The organism is Baekduia sp. (assembly GCF_035996765.1).
Lineage (GTDB): Bacteria > Actinomycetota > Thermoleophilia > Solirubrobacterales > Solirubrobacteraceae > Baekduia.
In genome coordinates this window covers 64763-89759 of record NZ_DASYJG010000026.1, presented here as the reverse complement: position 1 = coordinate 89759, position 24997 = coordinate 64763, and the positions used below count along the sequence as shown (strand labels likewise).

The following is a 24997-nucleotide window of genomic DNA, read 5'->3' as shown; positions in this document are numbered from 1 at the left end:
GACCGGCGGAGATGTCTCAATCTTATTGAAACACCACGCGTGTACCCCAAAACATTCTGCGACTCAAGCGAGTCGCATTGCACCGGCGAGTGGCACGCCGAAGTGCAGCGCGTGAGGGAGGTGAACGACGACGAGATCGCGGAGCTCGTTGCGCGCCGTGCCATCCACATGCGAAGGCGCCAGCGCCATGAAGACGCGCCACAGGGTGAGCCCGTCGCGCGCGGCCCCCGCCTCGGCGATGATCCGCTCCAGCCGCTTGCGTGCGTCGGGCTCGGGCAGCCGGCCGGCCTCGTACTCGAGCTCGACCAGGCGTGGGCGCACGGGGCGGCGGGTGCGCGTCGCGGCGGCGATCGCGGCGCGGATCTCGGTGGCGGTCGCCACGGGCCGCAGCGCGATCGCGGCGATCTCGTCGGTGGGGATCTCCTCGCCGGCGCGCAGCGCGCGCCGCGTCGCTCCGTCGACGACGTCGAGCATCGCCTGCGCCGCGATGCGCGACTCGACGGCGGGCTCCAGGCGCTCGATGAGCAGCTCGCAGCCCGTCCGGCACAGGGCACGGGCCTCTGCAGGTGCGCCGAGCGACTCGGTCACCCACAGTCGCGCCCACGCGTCGCTGGAGCGCAGGAGCCGGGCATAGGCGTCGATGCCGGCGCAGAACCCCGATGCCCAGTCGACCTGGGCGTCGAAGGCGGCGAGGACGCGCGCGAGGCTGTAGTCGATCGCCGCCTGGTGTGCGGCGATGATCAGCTCCGCAGTGCCGTTGGGGAACAGGTCGTAGACCGTGCGCCGCGACAGGCCGGCGATGTGGACGACGGGATCGATCCCCATCGCCGCATAGCCCTCGGTGGCGACCTGATGGGCCACGGCCTCGAGGATCCTCGCCCGCTGCTCGAACTGCACGCGTGCGGCGTCGCGAGGATCGTTCTTGCTCCGCCCACGCTGGGCAGAGACGCGGTTGCGCGTGTCGGCCAACTCAGCTGACCAGCGAAAGTCCCGAGACGCTGAGCGCCTCGTCCGGCTCGATCAGGGCGAGGACGGCATCAGACATGGCGCGCAGCTCGTGAGTTCGACCCTGTGCGGCGCGGGTGGCGATGAGGCTGATGGTGGCGCTGTTGACGAGCTCGAAGTGGCTTGGCGGCAGCCAGCTGTCGGGCACCATCTCGCGGTACTGCGCCGTCCAGATGGCGACCGAGCCTTGGCGGACCTGCTCGCGCAGACGGACGAGCGGCCGGCCGCCCTTGACGATCTCCACGTAACAGAAGAGGGCGCGGATAGGGTCTTCAGCGAGCGTCGTCAACAGCCAGGCGACGGCGCTGCGCAGGCCGTCACGCGGGGTGGGAGCGCAGCGCCAAGACCAGATGAAGCCGCGCTGCAACGCGCCGGCCGACTCGAGATATGCGGCGCCCAGGACGCCGGTGACGTCCCCATGCGCATGCACATGCGCGTCCGAGGCGCGGATCCTGGCGGCCTGTGCGAGATCCTCGAGCGTGACGTGCTCGATGCCCTGCTGGGCGACGGCCAGCGGCGCCGCGGCCCGCAGCGCCGCGCAGGCGCGGCAGCGTGACCCACACGCTCGCGTTTCGTGACCTCCGGGCCCCAGCACCCGCGAGATCCTAGGACCCCGGGTCCTTCGAGGCAACACCGGTGTTTCCCGCGAGCCGAAACCTGGCACGTCCGCCTGTGAGATTCCTCGCTGCAGAGCCAAATTATTGCCTTTGAGGAAACGTCCAAGTTTCCCGCTTGACAGGTATCTGCAGTGCTGGGCGGAATGGATCCATGGTGACCGTGGAGCAGCACTTCGTTGATCGGGTCGGCTCCACCGTGGCGGCGCTGCTCGGTCTGGCCGAGGAGTCGCCTGAGCTCGCCCGCGCCGTGTTGCCGCAATTGCGCGATCCGCAGGATGCGCTGCGGCGGATCATCGTGGCGGGCATCGCGGCAGGCGGTCGCTGCGACGAGGCGGTCTTTCCGGCTGAGCCGGCGGCCGCCGAGACGGCCTTCGAGGATGCGCTCGACGTTGTGGCGGCGCGGCTGGCCGCTGGTGGCGGCAGCCCGGTCCTCGCCGATCTGGCGCGGCCGATGACCGCGATGCTGGTGCTGCCCTACGTGGGGCTGTCGGCGGTCGCGGCGGCCATGCGGCCGGCGACGCGCACCGCGGCGGTGATCCCGATCGCCGGCGTCAGCGCCAGCACCGTCAACACGGGAGCGAGCGCGAGCAGGTCGGCGGCGCGTTCGCGGCGCACACGATCGGCGCAGAGCTCCCAGGCCCCGGCCGCGACGGCGGAGGAGACCGTCGCCGCGACGGTCGTGTCGGCACGCTCGTAGCCGGTGTCGATGATCGCGGCGAGGACGTCGATCGCCTCGCGCTGAAAGGCGACGCCTGCGGTGCCGAGGCTGAGGGCGTCGATGAGTGCGACCTTCGCGAAGGCCGGCTCCTCTGCCAGGAACTCCAGCAGTGCCCGTAGGCCTTGGGCGATGCCATCACCCCAATCCGTCGGTGCCATCGACGCCGGCAGCGCGGCGGCGAGCGCGCCGCGGCCGCCGGTCAGCATCGTCGCCGCAAAGGCCTCGTCCAGCGAAGAGAAGTGCTGGTAGAACGCCTTGGACGAGATCTCGCTGGCGGTGGAGAGCGACCGCGTCGTGAGGCCGTCGAAGCCGTCGCGGGCCACCACGGTCGCCACGCCGTCGAGGATGCGATCCTGCTGGTGGTGCTCGACGAAGGCGCGCGGCTCGCGCTTGGGGCCGGGCCGCAGGCGGCGCGAACCGTCGGGGCCGACGGGGACGAGCGAGCCGGGGGCGCGGCCGCGCCGGCGTGATGTCGCGGCGGGCATGGTGGGGAGGTCGTCGAGCGCGGCGTTCGCGTAGGTCGCCGCCCAGGCGGCCAGCGGCTCGGCGAGGGCGCGGGGCGACGGGGTCGCGCCGGTCGTGTCCACGCACCCTTCGAGCGCCACGCGTGCCGTCGCGCCGAGGACCGCACGGACGATGTCCGGCGCCGCACCGCCGACAAGTTGGACGGTCGCGTCGAGGACCCGATCGCGCTCGGCTTGCGCGGTCGTGCCGACGGCGTAGGACTCGAGCAGCAGCACGCGGGTGGCGGTCGGATGGTCGGCGGCGAGCGAGAGCGCGCCGGTGATGGTGCGGCGCAGGCGCTCGGCCGGATCGGTGGCGTCGCCGATGATCAGGCGGGCGTGCACCTCGGCCGCCTCGGCCAGTTCTTGGAGGCCGGCGACGAAGCACGCCTCCTTGCTGGTGAAGCGCGTGTAGAAGGTCTGGCTCGAGATCCCGGCGTCGGCGACCAGGTCGCGCACCGTGAACCCGCGGTAGCCCTGGGTGCCGGCACGGGCAACCGCCGCATGCATCAGCAAGCGGCTGGTCGCGTCCAGTTCGGCGGCGGGTGGCACGGGATGGAGACGGGCGGGGGGCGTCGACGCGGTCACTGGCGAGACTCTAAGAACCTCGCATTCTCTCTTGTCAAGTGGATCGACCAGATCAGAAGCGCGGTGTTTGATTACCGCGCGGCGGCAAACGTGCACGTTTACCGCGGGAATGCCGCCGCAGGGGCCGTGTGTCTATATCCTGATAAAAAGCAAAACGTTTGATCTGCTGGGAAAATGCCGGTGTCTCCCGAACGGTCAAACCGCCCGGCCGCCTAGGCCCTGCCTGCCGCCTGCTGGGACTCTGACCAGGCGCGGCTCGGCCCGATGTAGGGCACGAGGCAGAGGTAGACGGCTGCGGGCAGCGAGCGCGATACCGACGCCATGTCGTCGCGTACGGCATGGCGGCGGACGAGCTCGGCGATCGCCGCGCCGATCATGTGCGGGACCTCCGCGGGCACGGGCTCCTTGGCCATCGTCTCGCCCGGCACGAGCAGCGTCTGGAAGCCGGCGATGCTCGCCTCCAGCCGGCGCAGGCCGTCAGGCCCCGCCATCGCCATCTCCAGGAACGCCATGCGCGCGAAGGCGGGCTCGTCGGCGAGCGTGCCGAGGAGCTTCGCCAGGCCCCGACGCACCTGCTCGGGCCAGTGGTCAGTCGAGGCGAACGCGGCCGTCGTGGCGGCCAGCACCTGCTCGTTGATGGCGTCGAAAGAGGCGAAGAACGCCGAGCGCTTGTCGCGAAATTGGTCGTAGAAGGTGCGACGCGAGACGCCGGACCGGCGGACGATGTCCTCGACCGACATCGCGGCATACCCCTTGTCGGCCACGACTTCTGCGACGCCGACGAGGATGCGCGCGCGCTGGTTGTCGGCGACATACGACGGCGAGAGCCCATGCCGTCCACGCGGGAGCCGCTGAGGCGATGTGGGCATGACCGTCTTATACACGGCGACATTTGCCAATGTGAATGCGCCGCTGCGGCGTATCTGACCGGTGAGGTCCTGCCGGTTTGAAAATAGACGTAAAGGCGGAGGGCGACCGATTGTCGCGTTCGGCGCGGCGGCGAAGTGCGTTAGAGGATGAGGCCGAGTCGCGCCGCCTCGCGACCGAGGCGGTCGTCAAAGGTGAGCACCGTCCCGTGTGCGTCCTGGGCCGCGAGCAGAACGCAGCAGTCGGGCAGCTTGAGCGCGGTCTCGACCCGGAGGGCCGCAAGCCTGGTCGCGGCGTTCGGTGGCAGGGGGAGCTCGGCGACGTCGAGCGCTCGCAGCGCTGCTTGCGCGGCGGAGAGGTGGTCGGTGCGCGTCGGTCCGACGAGGATCTCCGCGAGCGTGATCGAGCTGGCCCCGAGTTGCTGGTCGGCGACATCGAGCAGGTGCTCGGTTGCGCGCGAGTGAAGGGCGTCGTGCTGGTCGAAGTGCGCGATCAGCACGCTTGCGTCGAGGACGATCACTCGGGCCAGTCGCCCCGAAGCTGCTCGAGGTATCCGGCGGGGTACGCGCCGGTGAGCGCTCCGCCGGTGTCGATGATCGCGGCGCGCCGGTCCTCACCTGCTCGTTCAGCGCTGGTGGCGATCGCGCGGTGTCCCTCGCGGACCAGATCGAGCAGGAGCTTCCCCGGGCGCTCGCGGTCGTCGGGCCAGCGCCGGGCGGCGGCCTCGAGGGCGCGGGAGATCTCGTCTGTTTCGGTGATGGAGTGTCGTGGCCGCGCGGTCGGCATGGACGAAGTGTAGCACCTGCGCCTAAGTGCTGCACTGACAGAAGAGACCGAGGTAAGAGGTTGGTGGCGGGCGTCGCTAACCGGATGTGTCGTCCCTGCTCGCCGCCATGCTCCCTGACGTGAGTGAAGCTGAGCCACCGGCTGAGGATGTGTCGCGGGCGTGGGTCGCGGCGCTGGGTGCCACGGGGCGTGTGCATGACGATGCGGTGGCGCGGCTGTATGCGCTGCTGCTGCGCGCCGCGCGCTTTGAGGTGCGCCGCCGACGCGCGACGCTCGGTGGGCAGGTCTCAGAACATGAGCTCGAGGACCTCGCCGCCCAGGCCACCGGTGACGCCGTCGTTGCGATCCTGAGCAAGTTGGACAGCTTCCGGGGCGAGAGTCGCTTCACGACCTGGGCCTACAAGTTCGTGTTGTTGGAGGCGTCGGTGAAGTGTCGCCGGCGTGCGTGGCACCGGCGCGAGGTGACGCTCGACGCTGACGATTGGCCGGTGGCTGTGGATCAGGGTCCTTCGAGCCACGCGCTGGCCGAGCAGCGGGAGCTGCTGGACGCCGTGCGCGGCGCCGTCGAGGTGCAGCTGACGCCACACCAGCGCCGCGTGTTCGTCGCGCTCGCGCTCGACGGCGTGCCGATTGACGTGCTCGCCGAGCGGCTGCGCACCACGCGCGGCGCGCTGTACAAGACGTTGCACGACGCCCGGCGCAAGCTGCGTGCGGAGATCGAGCGCGCCGGGCTCGATCTCACCGGAAGGGAGGCATCATGATGGTCTACGAAGAGTTGGTCACGCGGTTGCTGGGGCCGGGTGAGTCGGAGCTCAGCTGCGAGGCGTGCTTCGAGCAGCTGGACCGCTACGTCGACCTGCAGGTGGCCGGTGAGGACGCCGACGCGCGGGTGCCCGGCATGCGCGCGCACCTGCGCGGGTGCCCGGCCTGTCGCGAGGACCACGAGAGCCTGCGCGCGTTCGTCGAGGCCGACGGCGGCGAGCTTTAGCGTCGGCGGGGTCGCAGGTCTTACCGGCAGTCGCCGAGCGGGTAAGGCCGTGCGAGCGGTGGACGCCAATCGCAGCAAGACCACCAACAAGGAGCTGTCCTCGATGTCCAGTCCGCTGCCCGCCCCCCTGCGTCCGATCCCGTTCTCACCGGTCGCCAAGCTCTCTGCCGATCCGGTCGCGCAGGCCTTCCTGCTGCTGCGCATCGCCTTCATCGTCGCGCCGATCCTCTTCGGGATCGACAAGTTCGCGGGGGTCCTGACCGACGACTGGACCAAGTACCTGGCCACGCAGTTCAACGACATCATCCCCGGCAATGCCCAGGACGCCATGCACCTTGTCGGCGTGGTCGAGATCGTCGCGGGCCTGGTGGTGCTCGTGGCGCCGCGCTTCGGCGGCCTGCTGGTCGCCGGCTGGCTCGGCGGGATCATCATCAACTTGCTGCTCGTCGGCGGCTACGGGGATATCGCGCTGCGCGACTTCGGCCTGCTGCTGGGGGCGCTGACCCTGTCGCGGCTGGCGAGCGTGGAGCAGGTTGCGCGGAGGTGATGCTGGGGCTGGTCTGCGTAAAATATTCCCGACCAGGAAAAGAATTCCATCTGTCGGAAGAGTCTTCTAGATTTCCTGATCGGGACAAAATATGTGCGACTAGCGAGAAGAGCTGTTAGAGTTCCCGATCGGGACAATGTCACGCACGGAACTCGTCGCGACATCGGAGCAACTGGGCCAAGCATTGCGTAGGGCACGCAAGGCGCGAGGACTGCGTCTGGAGGACCTTGCGCTGGCGGCCGGCGTCGGCGTGCGGTTCCTCAGCGAGCTCGAACGTGGGAAGCCGACGGTCCGCCTGGCCGAGACGCTGCGCGTCGCCGCGGCGCTCGGGGTGCGGCTCACCCTGGACGATCCGCGTGGCTGATGGCGTGCCCGCGCTCGACGTCCGGTGCTTCGACATATTGGCTGGCCGACTGGTGGACGAGCCCGGGGGGCTCACGTTCGCCTACGAGCCCGAGTGGCTCACCGCGGGGAGGCCGCCGCTGTCGCAATCGCTCCCGCTCGACGGGCCGTTCGACTCCGCCGCGGTCGCCGCGGTCTTCGGCGGTCTGCTGCCCGAGGGCACGCCGCGCGAGCTGCTCGCGCGACGGCTGGGGCTCAGCTCGGGTAACGACTTTGGTCTGCTTGACGCCGTAGGCGGCGACACCGAGGGTGCCATCAGCCTGCAGCCACCCGGCCGCGTGCCCTCGCCGTCGGGTAACGATGTCGCATGGCTCGACGACGATGCGTTGGTCACCCTGATCGATGAGCTTCCCACCCGGCCGATGCATGCCGACGAGGACGGCGAGTACCGCCTATCGCTGGCCGGCGCGCAGGACAAGCTGCCGGTGGTCGTGGGGGACGACGGCCGCATCGGGATCACCAAGGGGCACGCGCCGTCCACGCACATCCTCAAGACGCCGATCCAGCGGTTCGACGACACGGTGGCCAACGAGGCGTTCTGCCTGGGGCTGGGCACCGCGCTCGGCATCGATGCGGTCACGGCGACACCGCACCGCGTCAAGGGCCGTGAGTTCCTCCTGGTCGAGCGCTACGACCGGCGCCGGCAGGACGGTGCGATCCGCCGCCTGCACCAGGAGGACTTCTGCCAGGCGCTCGCAGTTCCGACCAATCGCAAGTACCAGTCAGAGGGCGGGCCTTCGCTGGTCGACTGCTTCGCCTTGCTGCGACGGGCGACGGCCGTTCCCGCGCCCGAGGTCCTCAAGCTGCTCGACGAGATCGCGCTGAGCTTCCTGGTCGGCAATCACGATGCGCACGGCAAGAACCACTCCTTGCTTTACCTCCCCGAGACCGCCGACGCGATCCTCGCGCCGGCCTACGACGTCCTGAGCACCGTCGCTTACCACAAGTCCCATAACTTGACCCGCAAGATGGCGATGGACATCGGCGGCGAGTACCGGCCTGACTACCTCGAGGGCCGTCACCTCGACCGCCTGCTCAACGCCGCCGGGCTCGGCGTCGCTGCCGCCCGCCGCCGCTTGCGAGCACATGCCACGGCCGCGCCGGCGGCCGCGCGCGAGGTCTGCGATCGACTCGTCGCCGATGGTTGGGACAAGCCGGTTCTCGAGCGCATCGTCGCGATCGTCCGCCGCCGCGCCGCACGGCTGACCGCCCTGGCTTCGGCGCCCAAGCCCTGAGCGCGAAAATGTAGAGAAGCTCAGGCCGGGTGCGCCGAGGCGTTCATCGCGGCGACGATCGTCGCGAGGTTCTCGCGCCAGACGTCCTCGGGCGTGGGCGGGAGCACGTCATCCCAGATCATCGCGAAGCCGCTGGCGGTCTGGCGCAGACCGGTCGGGCGGCCCATGAACCACCAGTGCAGGTGCGCGGCGCCCTCGCCGTAGCGCAGGATGTGGACGCGCTCGATGCCCTCGATCGTCAGCACAGCACGCTCGACCCGAGCCAGCATGATCCCCATCTCGGCCAGCATCGCGTCTGAGAGATCGCGTGGGCCGTCGACGTGCTCGCGCGGCTCGAGGATCGCGACGACCGGCAGGCCGCTGGGCGGGAACAACTGCAGCCGCCAGCGTTCGTCGGTCCAGATGTACTGGTCGTCGGCCTTGCCACATGCTTCGCATGCCCGGTCGCCTTCACCGTCGCGGGACGGCTCGGGCTCGGGCGCGCGCAGCGCCTTCGGCTGCACGCCGCCCTCGAATGGCCACGAGTCCCACTCCTGCACGGGCGGCGTCCGCAGCCCTCCGGTGGCGCCTCTGCGTTGGTCGTGTGCGTGCTCGGGCATGGCAGCAGCGTAACCGGTGAGTACGGTGTAACCATGAAGTGGTCGGAGCAGTTCTACGCCTGGCGGGAGGGGGATGGCTGTCCGTCGTGCGCCGACGGCCGGCCGGACGAGACACCCTGGGGCGTGCGGTTCTTCGCGGGCGCCGTGTCGGACGCCTATCTCGTCCGCGCCGACGTGCAACGTGGCCTGTCGATGGTCATCTGGCGCGGGCGTCACATTGTCGAGCCCACCGAGCTCAGCGATGTGGAGGCGGCCGCCTACGGTCGCGAAGTGCTCACGGTGGGGCGCGCGCTTCAGGACGCCTTCGCACCGGTCAAGCTCAATTACAACGTGCTCGGCAACAGCGTTCCGCACCTGCACACGCATATCGTGCCGCGCCACGCCGACGACCCACGGCCCGGCTGGCCGTTCCCGTTCCCGGATCCCGAGCCGGGGCCGATGTCGCAGGCACGTCTGGCGCAGGAGGTGGCGTTGCTGCGCGGCGCACTTGGACGGGACCGTCGTCCGCCACTGATTCGGTGAGTGGTTCTCATGACTCGACTTCCGTCTAGTTGACGGTTCGACCGGTTTGAAGTCGAATCGGGCTCCTGCCCTCAGCGCTTGGCGTCGCACATCGCAGTGTCGTTCTGATCGTCCTGCTGGTCCTGGCCGTCTCCGCGGTGCCCGGGAAGGTTGCGGCTGCCACCGGGCCGGTGACCGGCATATCGGACAACCGTCCCGAGCTGCTCGACGCTCCCGCCTTCCGTGCGCTGAACATCGATGCCGTGCGGCTCGTCGTGCCGTGGGACGCCGCAGACCGTCCCGGCCGATGGGACGCGTGGCTCGATCGGGCCCACGCGGTCGGCGCAGACGTCCTCGTGGCGTTCGACCATGCCGATGGCGATCGCTGCCCCGGGGCACCGTGCGTCCTGCCGAGCATCGACAGCTATGAGAACGCCATTGCGGCGTTTCTGCGTGTGCATCCTGCAGTCCACACGCTCACGGCATGGAATGAGCCCAACCACCCCTCGCAGCCGACGGCCCATGCCCCCGACGCGGCGGCGGCCTACCACGACGCCGCACGGCGAGTGTGCCCGAGTTGCACCGTCGTCGCGGGCGATCTCCTGGATGGCGCGGCGATGGCGTCCTACCTCGCCGCGTATCAGAGCGCCCTCGTCACCCCGCCGGCCGTCTGGGGCCTGCATGACTACTACGACGCCACCTACTTCCAGAGCTCTGGCGTCGATGCCCTGTTGCGAGCGACGACCGGGCCTGTCTGGCTGACCGAGACCGGCGGCCTCGTCTCGTTCACCTCGGCCGCGGGCTCGCTGCCCTACGACGAGCAGCGGGCCGCCGACGGCGTGAGCTGGATCTACCAGCTCACCGACCGTCGTCCGCGCATCGCGCGGGTGTACTTCTACCAATGGCAGGGCGATCCCGGTAACGCCTTCGACTCGGGGCTGGTCGGCTACGACGGCACACCACGCCCGGGCTACGACATCGTCCGGGCGCGCGTCGGTCTGCGTGCAGGGGCGGCGCCGATCTTGGCGCCGCGCACCGGTGACAAAGGCACGCCGCGGTCGTCGGTGTCGCAGCGGCCCGTGATGCTCGCACCACCCGGACGCACCGCGCGCCTGCGGACGCTCCGGCGCCTCCGGCTGCTGTCGCACGGCCGCCTCGAGCTGCGGGCCCGCTGCATCTCCTTCGATCCAGCCGAGACGCGCTGTCGGCAGCGACTCGTCGCCCGGGTCACCGGTCGCGTTGTCACGCGGGTCGTCGTCGACGTTCGTGCCGGCCGAACCTTCGTCCGGGTCGTCCGCCTGCCGGGCTGGGCGCGGCGGGCACTGACCAACCATGTCGTCCAACTTCAGTCCTGTCGCGTCGAGCGCCCTTCATGCACGGCGCGCGTCGCAATCCCGCTCAGTCGAGTCAAGCGATGAGCATCACCTGCACGCCCATACGCAAGGAGCATCACATGCCCGTTCCGTTCGTTCGTCCTCGCTCGTCGCATCTACGCTCCGCGCTCGCGACGCTGCTGTCGCTGTTGCTGCTCGCGTTGGCCCCTGCCATCTCGCAGGCCACGACCAGCTCGATCAGCGGCCACGTGTACGGAGGATCCGGCACGGGGACACCGCTGAGCCACGTATGTGTGGCGGCCGTGATCGGCTCGGGCGGGTATCCCGGTGACTATGGCTACGGTGGCGGCTATCCCGGCTACCCCGGCTACCCCACCTATCCCGGTGACGACGGTTACAGCAGCTACTCCATCGCGGCGTGGGGCTTTACGAGCGCCGACGGCAGCTACGCCGTCGAGCACCTCGATCCCGACCAGACCTACAAGGTCCAGTTCAACGCGTGTCCCGGCACCGGCGGGGCCGGCTTCACCGCGCAGTTCTACGACGGGGTCTCCGACTTCGGCCAAGCGGCGACGCTGCGACCGACGGTTGCGCATCCGAGCACCGGCATCGACGGCCACCTACCGAGCCTCGACGCCGCTCCTGTAACCACAATCACCGGTGGCCCCGCACCCAACGCGGCGACCAACCAGACTTCGGCGCGCATCGCGTTCGTCGCCGACCAGCTGGGCGCCACGTTCGAGTGTGCCGTCGACGGCGGCGCCTATGCCTCCTGCGTCTCGCCCTTTCTCATGAACGGGCTCGCTGCAGGCGGGCACTCGTTCAGTGTCAGAGCACGTGTCAACGGCAAGATCGACACGCATCCGTCGTCGGTGTCGTGGACGGTCGATCCGTCGTCGCTGACGAGCACGTCGCACGGCACGGTCACCGCCGGCGGCACCTTCAGCTCTGACGCGGGCGCCGCGCCGACCGCTGCGGTTCCGGTCGTCGTAAGCGTCACGCTGCCGTCGGCCGGCGGCGTGACGCTGACCAAGGAGCCCGCGACGACGCCGAGCGGCAACGGCTACACGGTGTTCGGCCAGCAGATCGACATCGCAACCACGGCGAGGGACGGGGGCGGCGAGGTGGTCGGCACCGTCGCGAACCCCATCATGGTGTCCTTTCGCATCGCCGCCTCGCAGATTCCGGCCGGGACGGACCCGGCCACGGTCACGGTCCTGCGCAACGGCAGCCCGGCGGCCGCGTGCGCGTCGGATGACGGGACGGCGTCACCGGATCCGTGCGTCGCGAAGCGGCGACAGCTTGCCGACGGTGGCCTGGTGATCGATGTGCTGACGACGCACACCAGCACGTGGAACTTCGCGGTGCTGTCGGACGCGACGGTCGACCCGCCGACCACCACGCCGGGCAATCCGCCGGCCGGCCCGCCCGCGCCGGCTGGCCCCGGCGATCAGGGCGGCGGTGTCCGTCCAGGAGCCAAGGCCCCCGTGCTGACGTTCTCACCGCTGCGCGGCCTTCGTCTGGCGAGCCTCCTGCGTTCCGGCCTTGCGGTCCGGCTGTCGTGCGCGAAGGCGTGTCAGGTCGACATCAAGCTGACGGTGTCCGCCGCGGTGGGCCGGCGGCTGGGGCTGAGCAAGCGCAAGGGCAAGGCGCCGGTGGTCATCGGGTCGGCGTCGGCGAAGCTGACCGACAAGCGCAAGACGGTCGTGGTGCGCCTCACCGCCAAGGCGAGCAAGGCCCTGCACAAGGTTCACTCCACGGTGGTGGTGGCCGTTGTGGTTCGGGCCCGCGACGCCGGCGGAGCGACGATGGCGACGCGCACGGTGAAGGTGAGGCGCTGAGAAGCAAGCAACGACGGTCTCCCTGGGCGTCCGCGTGGCCGGCGCAGGCGCGCGTCAGTGTGACCTTGGTCACGGATTGGTAAGGCGGCTCAAGCCATTGGGCTCCGGTGTCGAGGTATCTGGCTGGGTCTTCTGCCATTTCTCCTCTGACACTCATGGAAGTCCCATATGCCTGAACGCGTCGTCAACATCGCCAGCGAGATCAGTGAGCTCGCGGCCGAGAAGCTGCGACAGATCCAGCGGGTCGCCGACTCGACCAAGACCCTGGCCCTCAACGCGCGCATCGAGGCGGCCCGCGCCGGTGACGATGGCCGTGGCTTCGGCGTCGTCGCCGCCGAGGTCGGAGAGGTCGCCGGGCAGGTCCGGGTCCTCTCCGAGGGGCTGACCGAGGAGATGTCACCGCGGATCGAGGAGCTCAACGTCCTGGGCGGCGAGCTCGTCGCTCAAATCCGCGGCCGCCGGCTGGCCGACCTCGCCCTTAACGCCGTCGAGCTGATCGACCGCAACCTCTACGAGCGCACCTGTGACGTCCGCTGGTGGGCGACGGACTCGGCGCTCGTCGAGGCGTGCACTGAGCCGGAATCGACGCAGCGCGCCGCGTTCGCGTCACACCGGCTCGGCGTGATCCTCGACAGCTACACGGTCTACCTCGACCTGTGGATCGCCGATCGCGACGGGCGCGTCCTGGCCACCGGCCGCCCGGACCGCTACCGCCAGGCCATCGGCGCGAACGTCGCCGGCGAGCCCTGGTTCGATCGCGCCATGACCACCCGCGACGGCGGCGACTTCGCCGTCGACGACATCACCACCGAGCAGCGCCTCGACGGTGCGCCGGTGGCCATCTACTCGACGGCGATCCGCGCCGGCGGCGACCGCCAGGGCGCGGTGCTCGGCGCGCTGGGGATCTTCTTCGACTGGGGTCCGCAGGCCCAGGCGATCGTCGACGGCCTGCGCCTCTCCGACGACGAGCGCGCCCGCACGCGAGCGCTGCTGCTCGACGCACACGGCCGGGTCATCGCCGCCTCCGATCGACGCGGCCTGCTGACCGAGCGGCTGGTCCTGCGCACCGACGGCCGCGAGAGCGGCTACTACGCCGACGGCGAGACGGTCGTCGGCTTCGCCCACACCCCGGGCTATGAGACCTACGAGGGGCTCGGCTGGTACGGGGCGATCGTGCAGGGCACGGCGCGGCGCGGCTGACCGGGCGACGACGGTCTTCTGGCCATCAGCCGATGACCGCATGCGCGATCAGCACCGCTGCACGGTCTGGCGCACCTCTTCGGCCGGCAGGTAAGGGGCGAGGACCAGGCAGGTGAGCTCGGCGAGTGTCGACGGCAGCTCGGCGACGCGGCCTTCGAGGGCGTGGCGCGTGATCAGATGCAGCACGCCCCCGGTGATGAGCTCGGCAGTCAGCAGCGGGAGGTCGGGGTCAGCGTCGTGGCCGGGAGTGAGGAAGGACGTGAACGCCTCGCGCGCGGCGTCGAGATGCTGGTCGCCCCCCGGGACGTAGCGGAGCTCCACCAGGTAGGTGCGTGCGTGTTCGGGCTCGGCACCCAAGAAGCCGAGCAACGCGCGGAGCGCCTCGCGCACGCCGTCGGGCCAGAGGTCCTCGCGCTCGTAGGCGTCCAGCGCCGCGGCGTGGGCCAGGTGCAGGCTCTTGAAGGTGGGGTTCATCGGCCGGCCCCTGCCGAGGCCGACGCGTAGAGCTCGTAACCCGTGGCAGTGAGCGACCACGATCGCCGGCGGCCGCGACGCTCGCCGAGCGTGACGAGCCCCTGATGGTGCAGTCGGTGCAGGTAGCGGCTCACCTGGCTGGCGTGGGTGATGGCCAACTCGCGTTGGAGGTCGGTGTTGCCGGCCCCGGGGTGGGCGGCGAGAAAGGCCAGGGTGCGAAGGAGCCTGGGGGTCACACGCTCGCGCCGGCTGTCGGGCGGTTCAGGCGTCGACGCTTGGATGAGGCTCGCTCGCGGCGTCGAGCAGCGCGGCGGCGGGGGTGCGAGGGCCAGCGTGCCGGCCGTCTCGGCGCCGAAGATCAGCACGAGGCAGGGGTAGGCGACCTCCCGGTAGAGCTCCTCGGGATCGATCCGCGCAGCCGGGGAGGTGAGCTCATCGTGCAGCCGGTCGAGGCCGGCGCTCAGCAGCGCGCGAGCGATGCCGGGGTGTTCGGCGGCGCCCGCGAGGTCCTGGATCATCGCGGCAAGGCGATCGAGCGCTTGCCGGCGTGCTTCGAGTGCGGCCGGGCCGGCGGCGAGCGCCTCGACCACGCACATGCGTGTCAGCTCCGGCTCGTCCTCGATCAGGCAGATCGCCTCCCACGCCGCGGCTCGCAGCCGCTCGGCCGAGGTGTCCCGCTCGGCGCAGCACGCGGCCAGCGCGTTGTAGAGCAGCTCGAAGCCGTGTTCCAGCGCCGCGATGAAGCACTCCTCGCGGTTGTCGAAGTGCTCGTAGAACGTCCGGCGGGACTTGCCGGACCGGACGCTGACGCGCTCGACGCTGGCTGCCGCGTACCCGTGGGTGGCGCTCACCCAGACCATCGCCTCCATCAGCTTGCCGCGATGATCGGTCATGCCCTGCCCTCGTCATCCGGGATGTGCCGCTCGGAGGTGGCCCGATGCGGAATCGAGAAACGACTCTGGTGCTCCATAGCTCGATGGGTGACGACTGTAGACATAGCGATGTGTTGCAGTCAAGCAGATTACCCAAGAGTCAGTTTTGACCGAAATCGTTCCACTGTCGGAGACACTGTTGTCCACCGCGTCAATTCCTTGGGCGGACAAGGCCTGAGGGCGTATAGCCTCTGGCGGGTGGCAAGTCAACGAAAGACACCGGAGCCCCTGTTCAAGCCCCTGCCCTCCGGCAATCGCGGCATCTCACCCGAGCGCGTCGCCCATCACCAGCGCATGCGCTTGATGGGCGCCATGCTCCATGCCTGCGATCAGCACGGGTTCGCCACCGTCACGGTCTCGGAGCTTGCGCGACTGGCCTCGGTCTCCAACCGCGACTTCTACGAGCTTTTCTCCAGCAAAGAGGCCTGCTTCCTGGAGACCCACGACTTCATCGTCGCGGAGGGAACCGCACGGGTCGCCGCTGCGTTTCGTGCTCAGGACGATTGGCGCGACGGGCTGCGCGACGGCTTTGACGCCTTCTTCACCGTCGTCCAGGAGGAGCCGACCGCCGCGCATCTGGTGATCGTCGATGCGCTGACCGCCGGGCCGCAGGCTCGTGCACATCGCCGACGGGCGATGGCGGCGTTCGAGCGCATGCTCCGCGAAGGCCTCGAGCAAGCGGGCCGGCCATCGCGGGTCGATGACGTGACGGTCGGCGCCATCATCGCCGGAACCCGCCGGGTCGTCTACCGCCACCTCCGCGATGGCACGATCGACGAGTTGCGCCAGGCCGGCGGACCGATCATGGAGCTGGTCCTCCTGCTGTGGGAGGCCGCCGGGCGTCGCCCGCTGCCGCAGCCAGGGGAGACCGCTGCCCCCGTCGCGCCGGTGTCCACGCCGCCTGCCGACGCCCCGGCACGGGAGCGGATCCTGGCGGCCGTCGTCGAGCTCGCCGTCGCCGACGGCTACGCCGGTCTGTCGTTGCCGGCCATCGCCAAGACCGCTCGCTGCTCGATCCAGACCTTCTACAAGCACTTCGCCACCAAGGAAGCTGCCTTCGGCGAGGCGCTGTCGCGCGCACATGACGCTGCGCTGGCGGCGGTCGGCCCGACCATGGTCAGCGATGCGCCGTGGCCGCAGCGCGTCGCCGAAGCAGTCACGGCCTTCTTCGAGGACTGCGCCCAGCACCCGGGGGAGTGCGAGCTGCTGCTGCGCAGCGAGATCGGGGGACCACCCGGAACCCTGGACCGGACCGACGCGGCGTTCGCGGCGTTTGTCGCGCTGTTCGTGCCACCGCCGTCGAGCCCGCATGGCGGGGTCCCGGAGCTGCTCGTCGAGTGCCTTGGCGGTGGGCTGATGCACATCCTGCAAGAGCGCCTGGCGCTCACCGGCCCCGCCGGCCTGCCGGCGATCGCCGACCAGGTCACTTACCTCGTGGTGGTCCCGGTCCTGGGCGTCGAGGGTCTCGCGGCCCTGTCGGTCTAGACAGGGCCGTTGCCGTCGGGGCGAAAGCGCGCGAGGGCGTCTCTCCCATTTGATTCGGGAGCCATAGACGTTTCCCAAAGTTAACTCCCAGAGACTTGGGTAATCGACTTGACTCGATCGGGAGAAGCTGTCTAGAGTCGCCTTCGCGAAGACACCGCTGTCTTTGCAGCGCGCCGGGTCGGCGTCTGTGTCTGAATGGGTCAAGAGGAGACGGTGAGGACTTCCATGAGAAGCGACATGGCGACGTCGGTGTCGCAGCAGAGCCGCGCGAGCCGCCACGGGCTGACGGCCTTGGCACTGGCCTTGGCGCTGACGCTGGTCGCGGTGTCGGGAGCCTCGGCGGCGCAGACGCGCGAGACCGTCACGTCGTTCGGACCCGACGGCACCTCGGCCACGACCCTCACCGGTGCCAGCCAGCTGAGCATCGACCAGGCCGCCGGCAAGCTCTACGCCCTCGACCAGGGCACGAGCGAGATCCATGGATTCGACGTCTCGACCCCCGGCGCGCGCGGCCCGCTGGGCGGAGCCTTCCCCCTGACCGTCGCCGCCGCGAACGGCGCACCCGACATCGCGGTCGACAACACCGGCTCGTCGACCGCCGGCAACTTGTACTACCTCGCCGAGTCCTCTGGCCTGTACGGCTACGACGCAGCCGGGGGCGCCCTCGCTGGCGGCTTCCCGGTTTCGGGCTTCGGCGACCCCTGCGGCGACGCTGTCGACGCCTCCGGCCATGTGTGGGTAGGCGATTACAACGCGCTGGCCGTCAAGGAGTTCAGCGCCGCCGGCAGCCCTCTCGGCTCGGTCGACACCTCAGTGCAGGGCAATCCGTGTCACGTCGCCTTCGACGCCGACAACGACCTCTACGTCGCGGCGTACTCCGGTGCGGTGTGGAAGTACACGGCGTCCAGCGGCTACACGGTCGGCACCGAGGTCGACTCCGGACCGACGAGCGCGCTGACGGTGGACCGGTCCACCCACCAGGTCTACGTCGCCCACGCCGACCAGGTGAGCGTGTACGACGCCGCGGGCGCCGCGCTCTACCGCTTCGGCGCAGACGTCACAGGAGCCTTCTGGACCGGTGTGGCGGTCGATCAGGCCACCGGTGAGGTCTTCGTGGCAAGCGCCGGTGACAACACCGTGCACGTCTTCGGGCCGGTGGTCGACGTCGCCGACGTGACGACCGCGACGGCCGCGTCCGTCGGTCCGGCCGGCGCGACCCTGAGGGGCACGGTCAACCCGGTCGGCATCCCGGTCACCGACTGCCACTTCGAGTACGTCGACGACGCCGGCTTCCAGGCCGACGGCTTCGCGAGCGCGACGACCGCCGCCTGCACCCCGGCCCCCGGGTCGGGCTCCAGCGATGTCCCGGTCACCGCCGAGCTCTCCGGCCTGTCTCCCGAGACCACCTACCACGTTCGGCTCCTGGCGGTCAACGCCAACGGCGCGGCGCGCGGGTCCGAGCAGTCGTTCACCACCACCGTCGCGGTGCGAGGGCTCAGCACCGCCACGGCCACCGCCGTCACGAAGACCAGCGCCTCGCTGCACGGATCCCTGGATCCTGACGGCGTCGCGATCACCGACTGCCACTTCTCCTACACCGACGACGCCGACTTCCAAGTCAATGGCTTTGCCAACGCCGCGAGCGCCTCCTGCACGCCCGACCCCGGCTCCAGCGCCGGTCGCGTCGTGGTCACGGCCGCGGTGGGCGGTCTCACCGCCGCCACCACCTACCACTTCCGCCTCGTGGCGACGAACACCTACGGAAGCACCGTGGGCGACGATCACACCTTCCTCACCGCCGAGCCGCCGCTCGCCGCCACCGATGGCTCCGGCCCCGGCGCCGGGCCCGGGCTCGCCACCCTGCAGGGGCGCGTCAACCCCAACGGCTACGCGGTCACGGACTGCAGCTTCGAGTACGGCACGACGCTCGAGTACGGCAGCACGACCCCGTGCGACCAGAGCCCGTCGAGCCTCGGCGCAGGCTCCGCCGACGAGCCGGTCAGCGCGGCGACCGGGCCGCTGGAGCCCAACGCCACCTATCACTACCGCCTGCGCGCCGCGAACGTGACCGGCAGTCGTCGGGGCGACGATCGCACCTTCACCACCGGCCCGGCGGCGGCGGCCGACACCTGTCCCAACGCCGCCATCCGCGCCGCGCAGGGCGTGAGCGCCACGGAGCTGCCCGACTGCATGGCGTTGGAGCAGGTCAGCCCGTCGCGCAAGGGCCAGCAGTGGGCGAGGTCTCCGAGCGTGTCGATCGACGGGTCGCACGTCCTGTTCTCGTCGATCGCCACCCTGGGTGACGCGCCCACCCACCTCAGCGCCTTCGGTGACGACTACGTCGCCACCCGTGGAACGTCTGGCTGGGCGACCTCGTCGACGACCCCGCCGCCCTCGATCACGACGATCGTCGGAGGGGCCATCGCCTACACGCCGGACTTCACCAGCTGGTTCCACCTGGCGGGGACCCCGGACCAGGAAGCGGCCCATGAGCGCGCGGCCTTCCGCGGCGGCATCGGTGGCGTCTTCGCGCCGCTGTCGCCGTTGCTGACGCCGCTGAGCGGCGTCGGCGGGGCGAGCTTCGCCAGCGCCTCCGGCGATCACTCACACCTCTATGTGTTCGGTGGCGAGGAGGGAAGCGACAGGGACACCTCCTACCTGCCCGGCGACCCCCAGCCCGCCGGCTTCGACGTCGACAACAACATCTACGTGATCGCACCCGACACGGATGGCGGGCAGTCGGTGGCCCTGCTGGCCCGCGACCGCGACGGCAAGCTCTGGGGCGGCAACTGCGGAGCGCGCGTTGGCGGCCAGCGGGCCACCAACGGTCCCGATCTCTACCTGCCCAACGGGCACCGCGACCAGGGTGCGATCTCCCCCGACGGCAGCAAGGTGTACTTCTCGACCCGCGCCGACCAGGCGGCCACCGGCGACTGCAGCGCCGCCAGCAAGATGCGCATCCTGGTGCGCGACGAGACGCCCACCGGGCCTCGGATCCAGGAGCTGATCGCGTCCGAGTGCACGCGGGTCTCGCCGGCGTGCGGCACGGACCCGGGCGAGGACGTCTACCAGGGCGCCTCGGTCGACCAGACCCGTGTCTACTTCACCAGCAACCGGCAGCTCGTCGACGCCGACCGTGACGGCGACGCGACCTCGTGCAGCAACACCGCGGCCGTGCCGGGCTGCGACCTCTACGTCTACGACGCCACCAAGCCCGCGGGGCAGCGCCTCACGATGGTCTCCGAGGGCGATGCCAGCGCGGCGACGCCCGGGTCCGGGGCCGACGTCACGAGCTCCATCACGGCGATCTCGGCCGACGGCTCGCACGTCTCCTTCGTGGCCAGGAGCGTCCTCACCACCAAGCCCAATCCTGAAGGCGCGGTGGCCCAGGACGGCGTGAACAACCTCTACGAGTACACCTATCCGGAGGGTGACCTCGCCTACATCGGCACCGTCGACGACGCTGACCGGGGACACCTCTTCGGCGACGCCCGCAACTGGGCCAACGACGCCTACGCGGTGCCGATCCTCGGCGTGGACGCCCAGGGCCACCAGGTCGGCGGCGGCGGTCACGTCCTGCTGTTCAGCTCCCTGGCCCCGTTGACGGCCGACGACCACGACAGCTCCAAGGACGTCTATCGCTACGACGCGGACGCCAAGACGCTCACGCGCGTGTCGAAGGCCGGCCCGGGGGGATCGGACGACGGTGCGTTCAACACCGTCACCGCCGTTCCTCCGGAGGCGCAGAGCCCCACGGACTACGCGGTTCGTGGCCGCTGGGTCAGCGAGGACGGCGACGACGTGGTGTTCGTGACGTCCGAGGCCCTGCTCCCCGGCGACGTGAACCGCGCCGAGGACGCGTACATGTGGCGCGACGGGCATCTCTCCCGCCTGCCAGGGAACGCGAGGGGCGCGGGCGGAGCGGCGCTGAGCTTGCCGACGCTGTCGCCCGACGGTGCGACCGTCGCGTTCGCCACCGACGCGCCGCTGCTGCCGTCCGACGGCGACACGGTCCAAGACATCTACGTCGCGCGAGTCGATGGCGGCTTCCCGATCTCGTCGGCGGCCAAGCCGTGCGACCCGCTGGCCGATGTCTGTCAGGGCGGCGGCGCCGCGCCGATCCTCCCGACGAACGACACCGCGGCGCCCGGGTTGGGCAACGCGCCGACGGCGGGCAAGCTGAGCGTCAAGGCGCTGACGGCGGCGCAGCGAGCGGCGCTGGCACGTGGCTCGACGGTGTCGTTACGCGTCACCGTCGACGGCGCGGGCCGCGTGCGGGCGAGCGGCAGCAGCCTGATCAAGAAGCGGCGGGCGCAGGTGCTGTCGGCGACCGCGACCGCGGCGCGCGCCGGAGCGGTCACGCTGAAGCTCAAGCTGTCGCTGACCGCCCGACGCGCGCTGAGCCGGCTGCACAAGCTGAAGGTCACGCTCACCGTCAGCTACGCCAAGGCGGCGCGGCCGGTGACATCGAGCCTCACGCTCGTCAGCGCCAAGCGAACGACCACGACACGGAAGGGAGGTCGGTCATGAGCTTCCTCACCGATCGAGCCAGTTCCACGAGCGGCCGCCGCAGGGCCGGCCTCGCCACGCTGGCGATCATCGCCTCGCTCGGCCTCGGCGCCGGCAGCGCCGCTGCCGCCCCGTCGCTGGGTGTCAGCCTCACCCATGACGACAGCGAGGTCCAGCGCGTGTCCGTCGAAGCCACCGGCGGGACGTTCAGGCTCTCCTACGGCGGTGACACCACCACCGATCTCCCCGCCAGCGGCGTGAGTGAGACCGAAGGCGCGGCCGGCATGCAGGCCGCCCTCAACGCGCTGCCGTCGATCAGCAGCGGCGGAGGCTCGGTCTCGGTCGCCGCCGTCATCGGCGGCGACGGCGGGCCCCAGTACTTCATCACCTTCGATGGCGGTCCACTGGCGCATGTGGACGTCCCAACGATGACGGCATCACAAGGCTCTGCACCGCTGATCGGCCTGAGCTCGAGGGTCTCGACGGAGACGCTCCACTCGGCGGGGGTCAGCTTCAGCGACCGGCGGATCGACTACCGCGTGAAGGTCACCCCGAGCGGGGTCAGCGGTGCGGTGACGCTCGTCCTTCAGCTCCCAGCCGGTCAGGACGTGTCGTTTCTCAGCCAGAGCGCGGTCCTCAGCGGCGACCCGACCGTGGGCTGGGACTGCACCACGACGCAGTCCTCGGGCGCCCAGCTCGCCACGGCGACCTGCACCCGGTCAGACGTTCCGGCGCCCGGCGCGTCCTATCCGACGCTGCTCGTCATCGGCCGCCCCGGTGCCAACACGCCCGCGGACGCGGTCGCGGTGGCGACGGTGTCCGGCGGTGGTGCCGCACCGGCCACCGCGACCGACGCCTACGCCTACACCCCGGCCCAGGTGTTCGAGATCTCGCGCTTCGAGGCCCGGGCGACGGACGCCACCGGTGCCGACGACACGACGGCCGGCGGACACCCGTTCTCCGCCAACGCCAACTTCCTGTTCCCGCGGTATCGCAACCTCAGCGGTCTCCTGAGCGTCATCCCCAACTCGACCGCGGCTTACTACTACAACCCGATCGAGCATCTCAAGGACGCCTTCACCGACCTGCCGCGAGGGTTCGTCGGCAACCCGCTGGCCGCTCCCGAGCTCTGCCCGGGTCTCGACCAGGTCCTGACGGGGAGCTGCCCACCGGGCAGCGCCGTCGGCGGCGTCACGCTGGACCTCATCGGCTTCGGCACGGGACTTGGACCGCTGGCGGTCTACGCGATCAAGCCCGAGAAGGGAGAGCCGGCCGAGTTCGCCTTCGCCGAGGGCAACTCGAACACGACGTACACCCTCGTTCCGCGGCTGCGGGCCGATGACGGCTACGCGATCACGCTCGTGGCCAACCCGGTGCCGCTGGACCCGACCACGCTCGGCATCGAGGACGTCACGCTCTGCTCGTTCGGGGCAAACACCAAGCGCACCACCCCGCCCGGGTTCAACGGGATCCAGCTCCTCGACGGCTGCAAGCGGGCCGACGACGCCGACGCCAACCCCCAGCCGCTGATCACCAACCCCAGCTACTGCGCCGCGCAGCCGCCCACGACCAGGTTGACGGTGGACTCGTGGGAGCACCCCGACGTCCTGCGCTCCAAGGACTTCGCCGCGCCGGCGCTCACCGGTTGCGACGCGGTGCGGTTCGACCCCACCGCCGTCCTGACGCCGACGTCGCATGACGCCGACGCCGCGACAGGGCTCGACGTCGGGCTGTCGGTGCCGACCGACGGGCTGCTGCAGGATGACGGAATCGCCCAGGCGCACCTCAAGAAGGCGGTCGTGTCGCTGCCGGAGGGCATCACGGTCAACCCGTCGGGCGCCACCGGCCTGGAGGCGTGCACCAACGACCAGCTCAAGCTCGGGACCAACGACGCGACGGCGTGTCCGGACGGCTCGAAGATCGGCACGGTGGAGATCACCACGCCGATCCTCAAGGAGCACCTGACCGGCGACGTGGTCCTGCGCACGCCGACCTCGACCGATCCCACGTCGGGCGGGATGTTCCGTCTGGCGATCATCGTCCAGAGCGAGGAGCGCGGCATCCTCGTCAAGCTTCCCGGCTCGGCCGTCGCCGACCCCGCGACCGGGCGGCTGACCGCGACGTTCGACGACAACCCGCAGCTGCCGTTCAGCGCGCTGAAGCTCAGCCTCAAGGGCGGCTCACGCGGCATCCTCGCGATGCCCCAGGCATGCGGGAGCATCTCGACCACGGCGACGCTGACACCGTGGAGCAGCGCCGCTCCCGTCGTCCAGGCCACCCCGGTGACGGTCACGGGCGCCTGCGCGGCCGGGTTCGCTCCCAAGGTGGACGCGGGTAGCTCCAACCGTCAGGCGGGAGGGTCGGGGACGTTCTCGTTCCAGTTCTCGCGACAGGACGGCGAGCAGTGGGTCAACGGGTTGACGGCCGTGCTGCCGACCGGCCTGCTGGCTGACATCAAGGACGTGCCGCTGTGCACCGGGGCACAGGCCGACGCGGGCGCCTGCCCAGCGGCATCGAGGATCGGAAGCGTTGACGCGTCCGCCGGGTCGGGGACGCCGTTCACCCTGGAGCAGAAGGGCTCGGCGTACCTGACGGACGGCTACAAGGGCTGTGCCTACGGCCTGGATGTCGACATCCCGGTGGTCGCCGGACCGTTCCGCGGCGCCTTCCAGCTGGGTGACGTCAATGTGCGTCAGTCGCTGTGCGTCGATCCGATCGACGCCCACGTGACGGTGACCAGCGATCCCCTGCCGACGATCTGGCACGGCATCCCGCTGCGGGTCCGCAGCGTGACGGTCGCGGTCGATCGGCCGGGCTTCATGCTCAACCCGACGTCGTGTGACGCCAAGGCCGTCACCGCCGCTCTGCGCTCGCCGCAGGGCGCGACGGCGCAGGCCAGCTCGCCCTTCCAGGTCGACGGCTGCGCGGCGCTGGCGCTTAAGCCGAGCCTGGCGATCTCGTTGACCGGCAAGGGGCAGACCACCGACGACAAGCACCCGGGCGTCTCCGCGGTCCTCACGCAGCCCGCCGGCCAGGCCAACCTCAAGCGCGTCCAGGTCAGCCTGCCGCTCAGCCTGGCGCTGGACCCCGACAACGCGCAGGCGCTGTGTGAGTTCACCGACGGCTCGAAGGTCGACCCGGTCTGCCCGGCCGGCTCGATCGTGGGGCACGCGTCGGCACGCACGCCGATCCTCGGTCAGCCGCTGACGGGTCCGGTGTACTTCGTCAAGAACGTCCGCACCGACGCCAAGACCGGCCGGCAGATCAAGACCCTGCCCAAGCTCGTGATCCCGCTGACGGGCCCGAATGGCCTCAGGATCAACCTCGTCGGAACCAGCGGCGTCGTCAGCAACCACCTGGTGACGACATTCGAGAACATCCCCGACGCGCCGGTCAGCGACTTCGCGCTGACCATCACCGGCGGCAAGCACGGCATCTTGGTCATCTCAGGCACCGATATCTGCAAGGCCACGCAGAAGGCCACGCGGCAGGTCGACGGTCAGAACGGCAAGACCGCCGACGCGACGATCACGCTCTCGACGCCGTGCAGGCTCGGCGTCGTCGCCTCCAGCCACAGCTCGAAGTCCCTGAGCGTCACCATCGGTGGGGTCGGAGGCGGAAGGGTCGTCGTCTCGGGGAAGGGCATCGTCACCACATCGCGCACGATCGCCGATGCGACCACGGTGACGGTGCAGCCGAGGCTGACCAGCTCGGTGCGCCGGACGTTGGCGCGCCGTCACGACGTCAGGCTGACGGTTGCGGTGTCCTACCGGCCCAAGGGTGCCAAGAAGGCACGCGTCGCTCACAAGCGCCTGCTCATCCACGGCCGGGCCAAGGCGCAGCGCAAGTGACGCGGTGCGATCCTC

21 protein-coding genes are annotated in these 24997 nt (G+C 70.3%); 12 read left to right on the top strand and 9 right to left on the bottom strand.

Annotated elements, in window-relative coordinates:
• Positions 1-63: 63 nt before the first annotated feature.
• From VGO10_RS05485 to VGO10_RS05460, 6 genes are all read right to left on the bottom strand, one after another.
• Positions 64-969: a hypothetical protein gene (locus VGO10_RS05485; RefSeq protein ID WP_327465982.1), complete on the bottom strand. Its 906-nt coding sequence runs from the start codon at positions 967-969 to the stop codon at positions 64-66.
• Between the two features lies 1 nt (position 970).
• Positions 971-1600, bottom strand: a complete 630-nt coding sequence (locus VGO10_RS05480) for a hypothetical protein (RefSeq protein WP_327465980.1) — start codon at positions 1598-1600, stop codon at positions 971-973.
• Positions 1601-2096: 496 nt separating this feature from the next.
• Positions 2097-3431, bottom strand: coding sequence for a helix-turn-helix domain-containing protein (locus tag VGO10_RS05475; RefSeq protein WP_327465978.1), 1335 nt, complete (start codon positions 3429-3431; stop codon positions 2097-2099).
• A 212-nt stretch (positions 3432-3643) separates the two neighbouring features.
• Complete coding sequence (locus tag VGO10_RS05470) at positions 3644-4300, bottom strand: helix-turn-helix domain-containing protein (RefSeq protein WP_327465976.1); 657 nt, start codon at positions 4298-4300, stop codon at positions 3644-3646.
• Between the two features lie 140 nt (positions 4301-4440).
• Positions 4441-4818 (bottom strand): PIN domain-containing protein, encoded by a 378-nt coding sequence (locus VGO10_RS05465; protein WP_327465974.1) that lies wholly within the window; start codon positions 4816-4818, stop codon positions 4441-4443.
• Positions 4815-5084, bottom strand: a complete 270-nt coding sequence (locus VGO10_RS05460) for a hypothetical protein (RefSeq protein WP_327465972.1) — start codon at positions 5082-5084, stop codon at positions 4815-4817. Before VGO10_RS05460 ends, VGO10_RS05465 begins: the two co-directional genes overlap by 4 nt.
• 119 nt (positions 5085-5203) lie before the next feature.
• Here VGO10_RS05460 and VGO10_RS05455 point away from each other — a divergent pair, with 119 nt between their 5' ends.
• From VGO10_RS05455 to VGO10_RS05435, 5 genes are all read left to right on the top strand, one after another.
• On the top strand, positions 5204-5845 hold the full coding sequence (locus VGO10_RS05455) for an RNA polymerase sigma factor (protein WP_327465970.1): 642 nt from the start codon (positions 5204-5206) through the stop codon (positions 5843-5845).
• A complete protein-coding gene (locus VGO10_RS05450; protein WP_327465968.1) occupies positions 5842-6072 on the top strand; it encodes a hypothetical protein in 231 nt (76 codons plus the stop codon). Before VGO10_RS05455 ends, VGO10_RS05450 begins: the two co-directional genes overlap by 4 nt.
• 103 nt (positions 6073-6175) lie before the next feature.
• Complete coding sequence (locus VGO10_RS05445; protein WP_349258919.1) at positions 6176-6619, top strand: hypothetical protein; 444 nt, start codon at positions 6176-6178, stop codon at positions 6617-6619.
• A gap of 136 nt (positions 6620-6755) precedes the next feature.
• The gene (locus tag VGO10_RS05440) at positions 6756-6983 is read left to right on the top strand and encodes a helix-turn-helix domain-containing protein (RefSeq protein WP_327465964.1); all 228 of its coding nucleotides are present in this window, start codon (positions 6756-6758) and stop codon (positions 6981-6983) included.
• Positions 6895-8256 (top strand): type II toxin-antitoxin system HipA family toxin, encoded by a 1362-nt coding sequence (locus VGO10_RS05435; RefSeq protein ID WP_327465962.1) that lies wholly within the window; start codon positions 6895-6897, stop codon positions 8254-8256. Before VGO10_RS05440 ends, VGO10_RS05435 begins: the two co-directional genes overlap by 89 nt.
• A gap of 20 nt (positions 8257-8276) precedes the next feature.
• Here the strand turns inward: VGO10_RS05435 and VGO10_RS05430 are convergent, their stop codons facing one another.
• Positions 8277-8855, bottom strand: coding sequence for a hypothetical protein (locus VGO10_RS05430; protein WP_327465960.1), 579 nt, complete (start codon positions 8853-8855; stop codon positions 8277-8279).
• 33 nt (positions 8856-8888) lie between these two features.
• Between VGO10_RS05430 and VGO10_RS05425 the strand changes: the two genes are divergently transcribed.
• The 4 genes from VGO10_RS05425 to VGO10_RS05410 all read left to right on the top strand — a co-directional run bounded on the left by VGO10_RS05425 (position 8889) and on the right by VGO10_RS05410 (position 13731).
• Entirely contained in the window at positions 8889-9377 is a 489-nt protein-coding gene (locus tag VGO10_RS05425) for an HIT family protein (protein WP_327465958.1), read from the top strand.
• Between the two features lie 170 nt (positions 9378-9547).
• Positions 9548-10774 (top strand): glycosyl hydrolase, encoded by a 1227-nt coding sequence (locus tag VGO10_RS05420; RefSeq protein WP_327465956.1) that lies wholly within the window; start codon positions 9548-9550, stop codon positions 10772-10774.
• 35 nt (positions 10775-10809) lie between these two features.
• Positions 10810-12531, top strand: a complete 1722-nt coding sequence (locus VGO10_RS05415; protein ID WP_327465954.1) for a hypothetical protein — start codon at positions 10810-10812, stop codon at positions 12529-12531.
• 168 nt (positions 12532-12699) lie between these two features.
• On the top strand, positions 12700-13731 hold the full coding sequence (locus tag VGO10_RS05410; RefSeq protein WP_327465952.1) for a methyl-accepting chemotaxis protein: 1032 nt from the start codon (positions 12700-12702) through the stop codon (positions 13729-13731).
• A 48-nt stretch (positions 13732-13779) separates the two neighbouring features.
• Here the strand turns inward: VGO10_RS05410 and VGO10_RS05405 are convergent, their stop codons facing one another.
• The gene (locus VGO10_RS05405; RefSeq protein ID WP_327465950.1) at positions 13780-14205 is read right to left on the bottom strand and encodes a hypothetical protein; all 426 of its coding nucleotides are present in this window, start codon (positions 14203-14205) and stop codon (positions 13780-13782) included.
• Entirely contained in the window at positions 14202-15098 is an 897-nt protein-coding gene (locus VGO10_RS05400; protein ID WP_327465948.1) for a TetR family transcriptional regulator, read from the bottom strand. Before VGO10_RS05400 ends, VGO10_RS05405 begins: the two co-directional genes overlap by 4 nt.
• Before the next feature lie 237 nt (positions 15099-15335).
• Between VGO10_RS05400 and VGO10_RS05395 the strand changes: the two genes are divergently transcribed.
• The 3 genes from VGO10_RS05395 to VGO10_RS05385 all read left to right on the top strand — a co-directional run bounded on the left by VGO10_RS05395 (position 15336) and on the right by VGO10_RS05385 (position 24982).
• A complete protein-coding gene (locus VGO10_RS05395; RefSeq protein WP_327465946.1) occupies positions 15336-16622 on the top strand; it encodes a TetR/AcrR family transcriptional regulator in 1287 nt (428 codons plus the stop codon).
• 225 nt (positions 16623-16847) lie between these two features.
• Entirely contained in the window at positions 16848-21152 is a 4305-nt protein-coding gene (locus VGO10_RS05390) for a hypothetical protein (protein ID WP_327465944.1), read from the top strand.
• Complete coding sequence (locus VGO10_RS05385) at positions 21149-24982, top strand: hypothetical protein (protein WP_327465942.1); 3834 nt, start codon at positions 21149-21151, stop codon at positions 24980-24982. Before VGO10_RS05390 ends, VGO10_RS05385 begins: the two co-directional genes overlap by 4 nt.
• Positions 24983-24997: the final 15 nt, after the last annotated feature.

Excerpts from the sequence above, each read along its gene's own strand:
- VGO10_RS05445 (WP_349258919.1), top strand. The coding sequence starts at position 6,176 with ATGTCCAGTCCGCTGCCCGCCCCCCTGCGTCCGATCCCGTTCTCACCG.
- VGO10_RS05430 (WP_327465960.1), bottom strand. The coding sequence starts at position 8,855 with ATGCCCGAGCACGCACACGACCAACGCAGAGGCGCCACCGGAGGGCTG.
- VGO10_RS05410 (WP_327465952.1), top strand. The coding sequence starts at position 12,700 with ATGCCTGAACGCGTCGTCAACATCGCCAGCGAGATCAGTGAGCTCGCG.
- VGO10_RS05415 (WP_327465954.1), top strand. The coding sequence starts at position 10,810 with ATGCCCGTTCCGTTCGTTCGTCCTCGCTCGTCGCATCTACGCTCCGCG.
- VGO10_RS05400 (WP_327465948.1), bottom strand. The coding sequence starts at position 15,098 with ATGACCGATCATCGCGGCAAGCTGATGGAGGCGATGGTCTGGGTGAGC.
- VGO10_RS05440 (WP_327465964.1), top strand. The coding sequence starts at position 6,756 with ATGTCACGCACGGAACTCGTCGCGACATCGGAGCAACTGGGCCAAGCA.
- VGO10_RS05390 (WP_327465944.1), top strand. The coding sequence starts at position 16,848 with ATGAGAAGCGACATGGCGACGTCGGTGTCGCAGCAGAGCCGCGCGAGC.
- VGO10_RS05450 (WP_327465968.1), top strand. The coding sequence starts at position 5,842 with ATGATGGTCTACGAAGAGTTGGTCACGCGGTTGCTGGGGCCGGGTGAG.
- VGO10_RS05470 (WP_327465976.1), bottom strand. The coding sequence starts at position 4,300 with ATGCCCACATCGCCTCAGCGGCTCCCGCGTGGACGGCATGGGCTCTCG.
- VGO10_RS05385 (WP_327465942.1), top strand. The coding sequence starts at position 21,149 with ATGAGCTTCCTCACCGATCGAGCCAGTTCCACGAGCGGCCGCCGCAGG.
- VGO10_RS05425 (WP_327465958.1), top strand. The coding sequence starts at position 8,889 with ATGAAGTGGTCGGAGCAGTTCTACGCCTGGCGGGAGGGGGATGGCTGT.
- VGO10_RS05405 (WP_327465950.1), bottom strand. The coding sequence starts at position 14,205 with ATGAACCCCACCTTCAAGAGCCTGCACCTGGCCCACGCCGCGGCGCTG.
- VGO10_RS05460 (WP_327465972.1), bottom strand. The coding sequence starts at position 5,084 with ATGCCGACCGCGCGGCCACGACACTCCATCACCGAAACAGACGAGATC.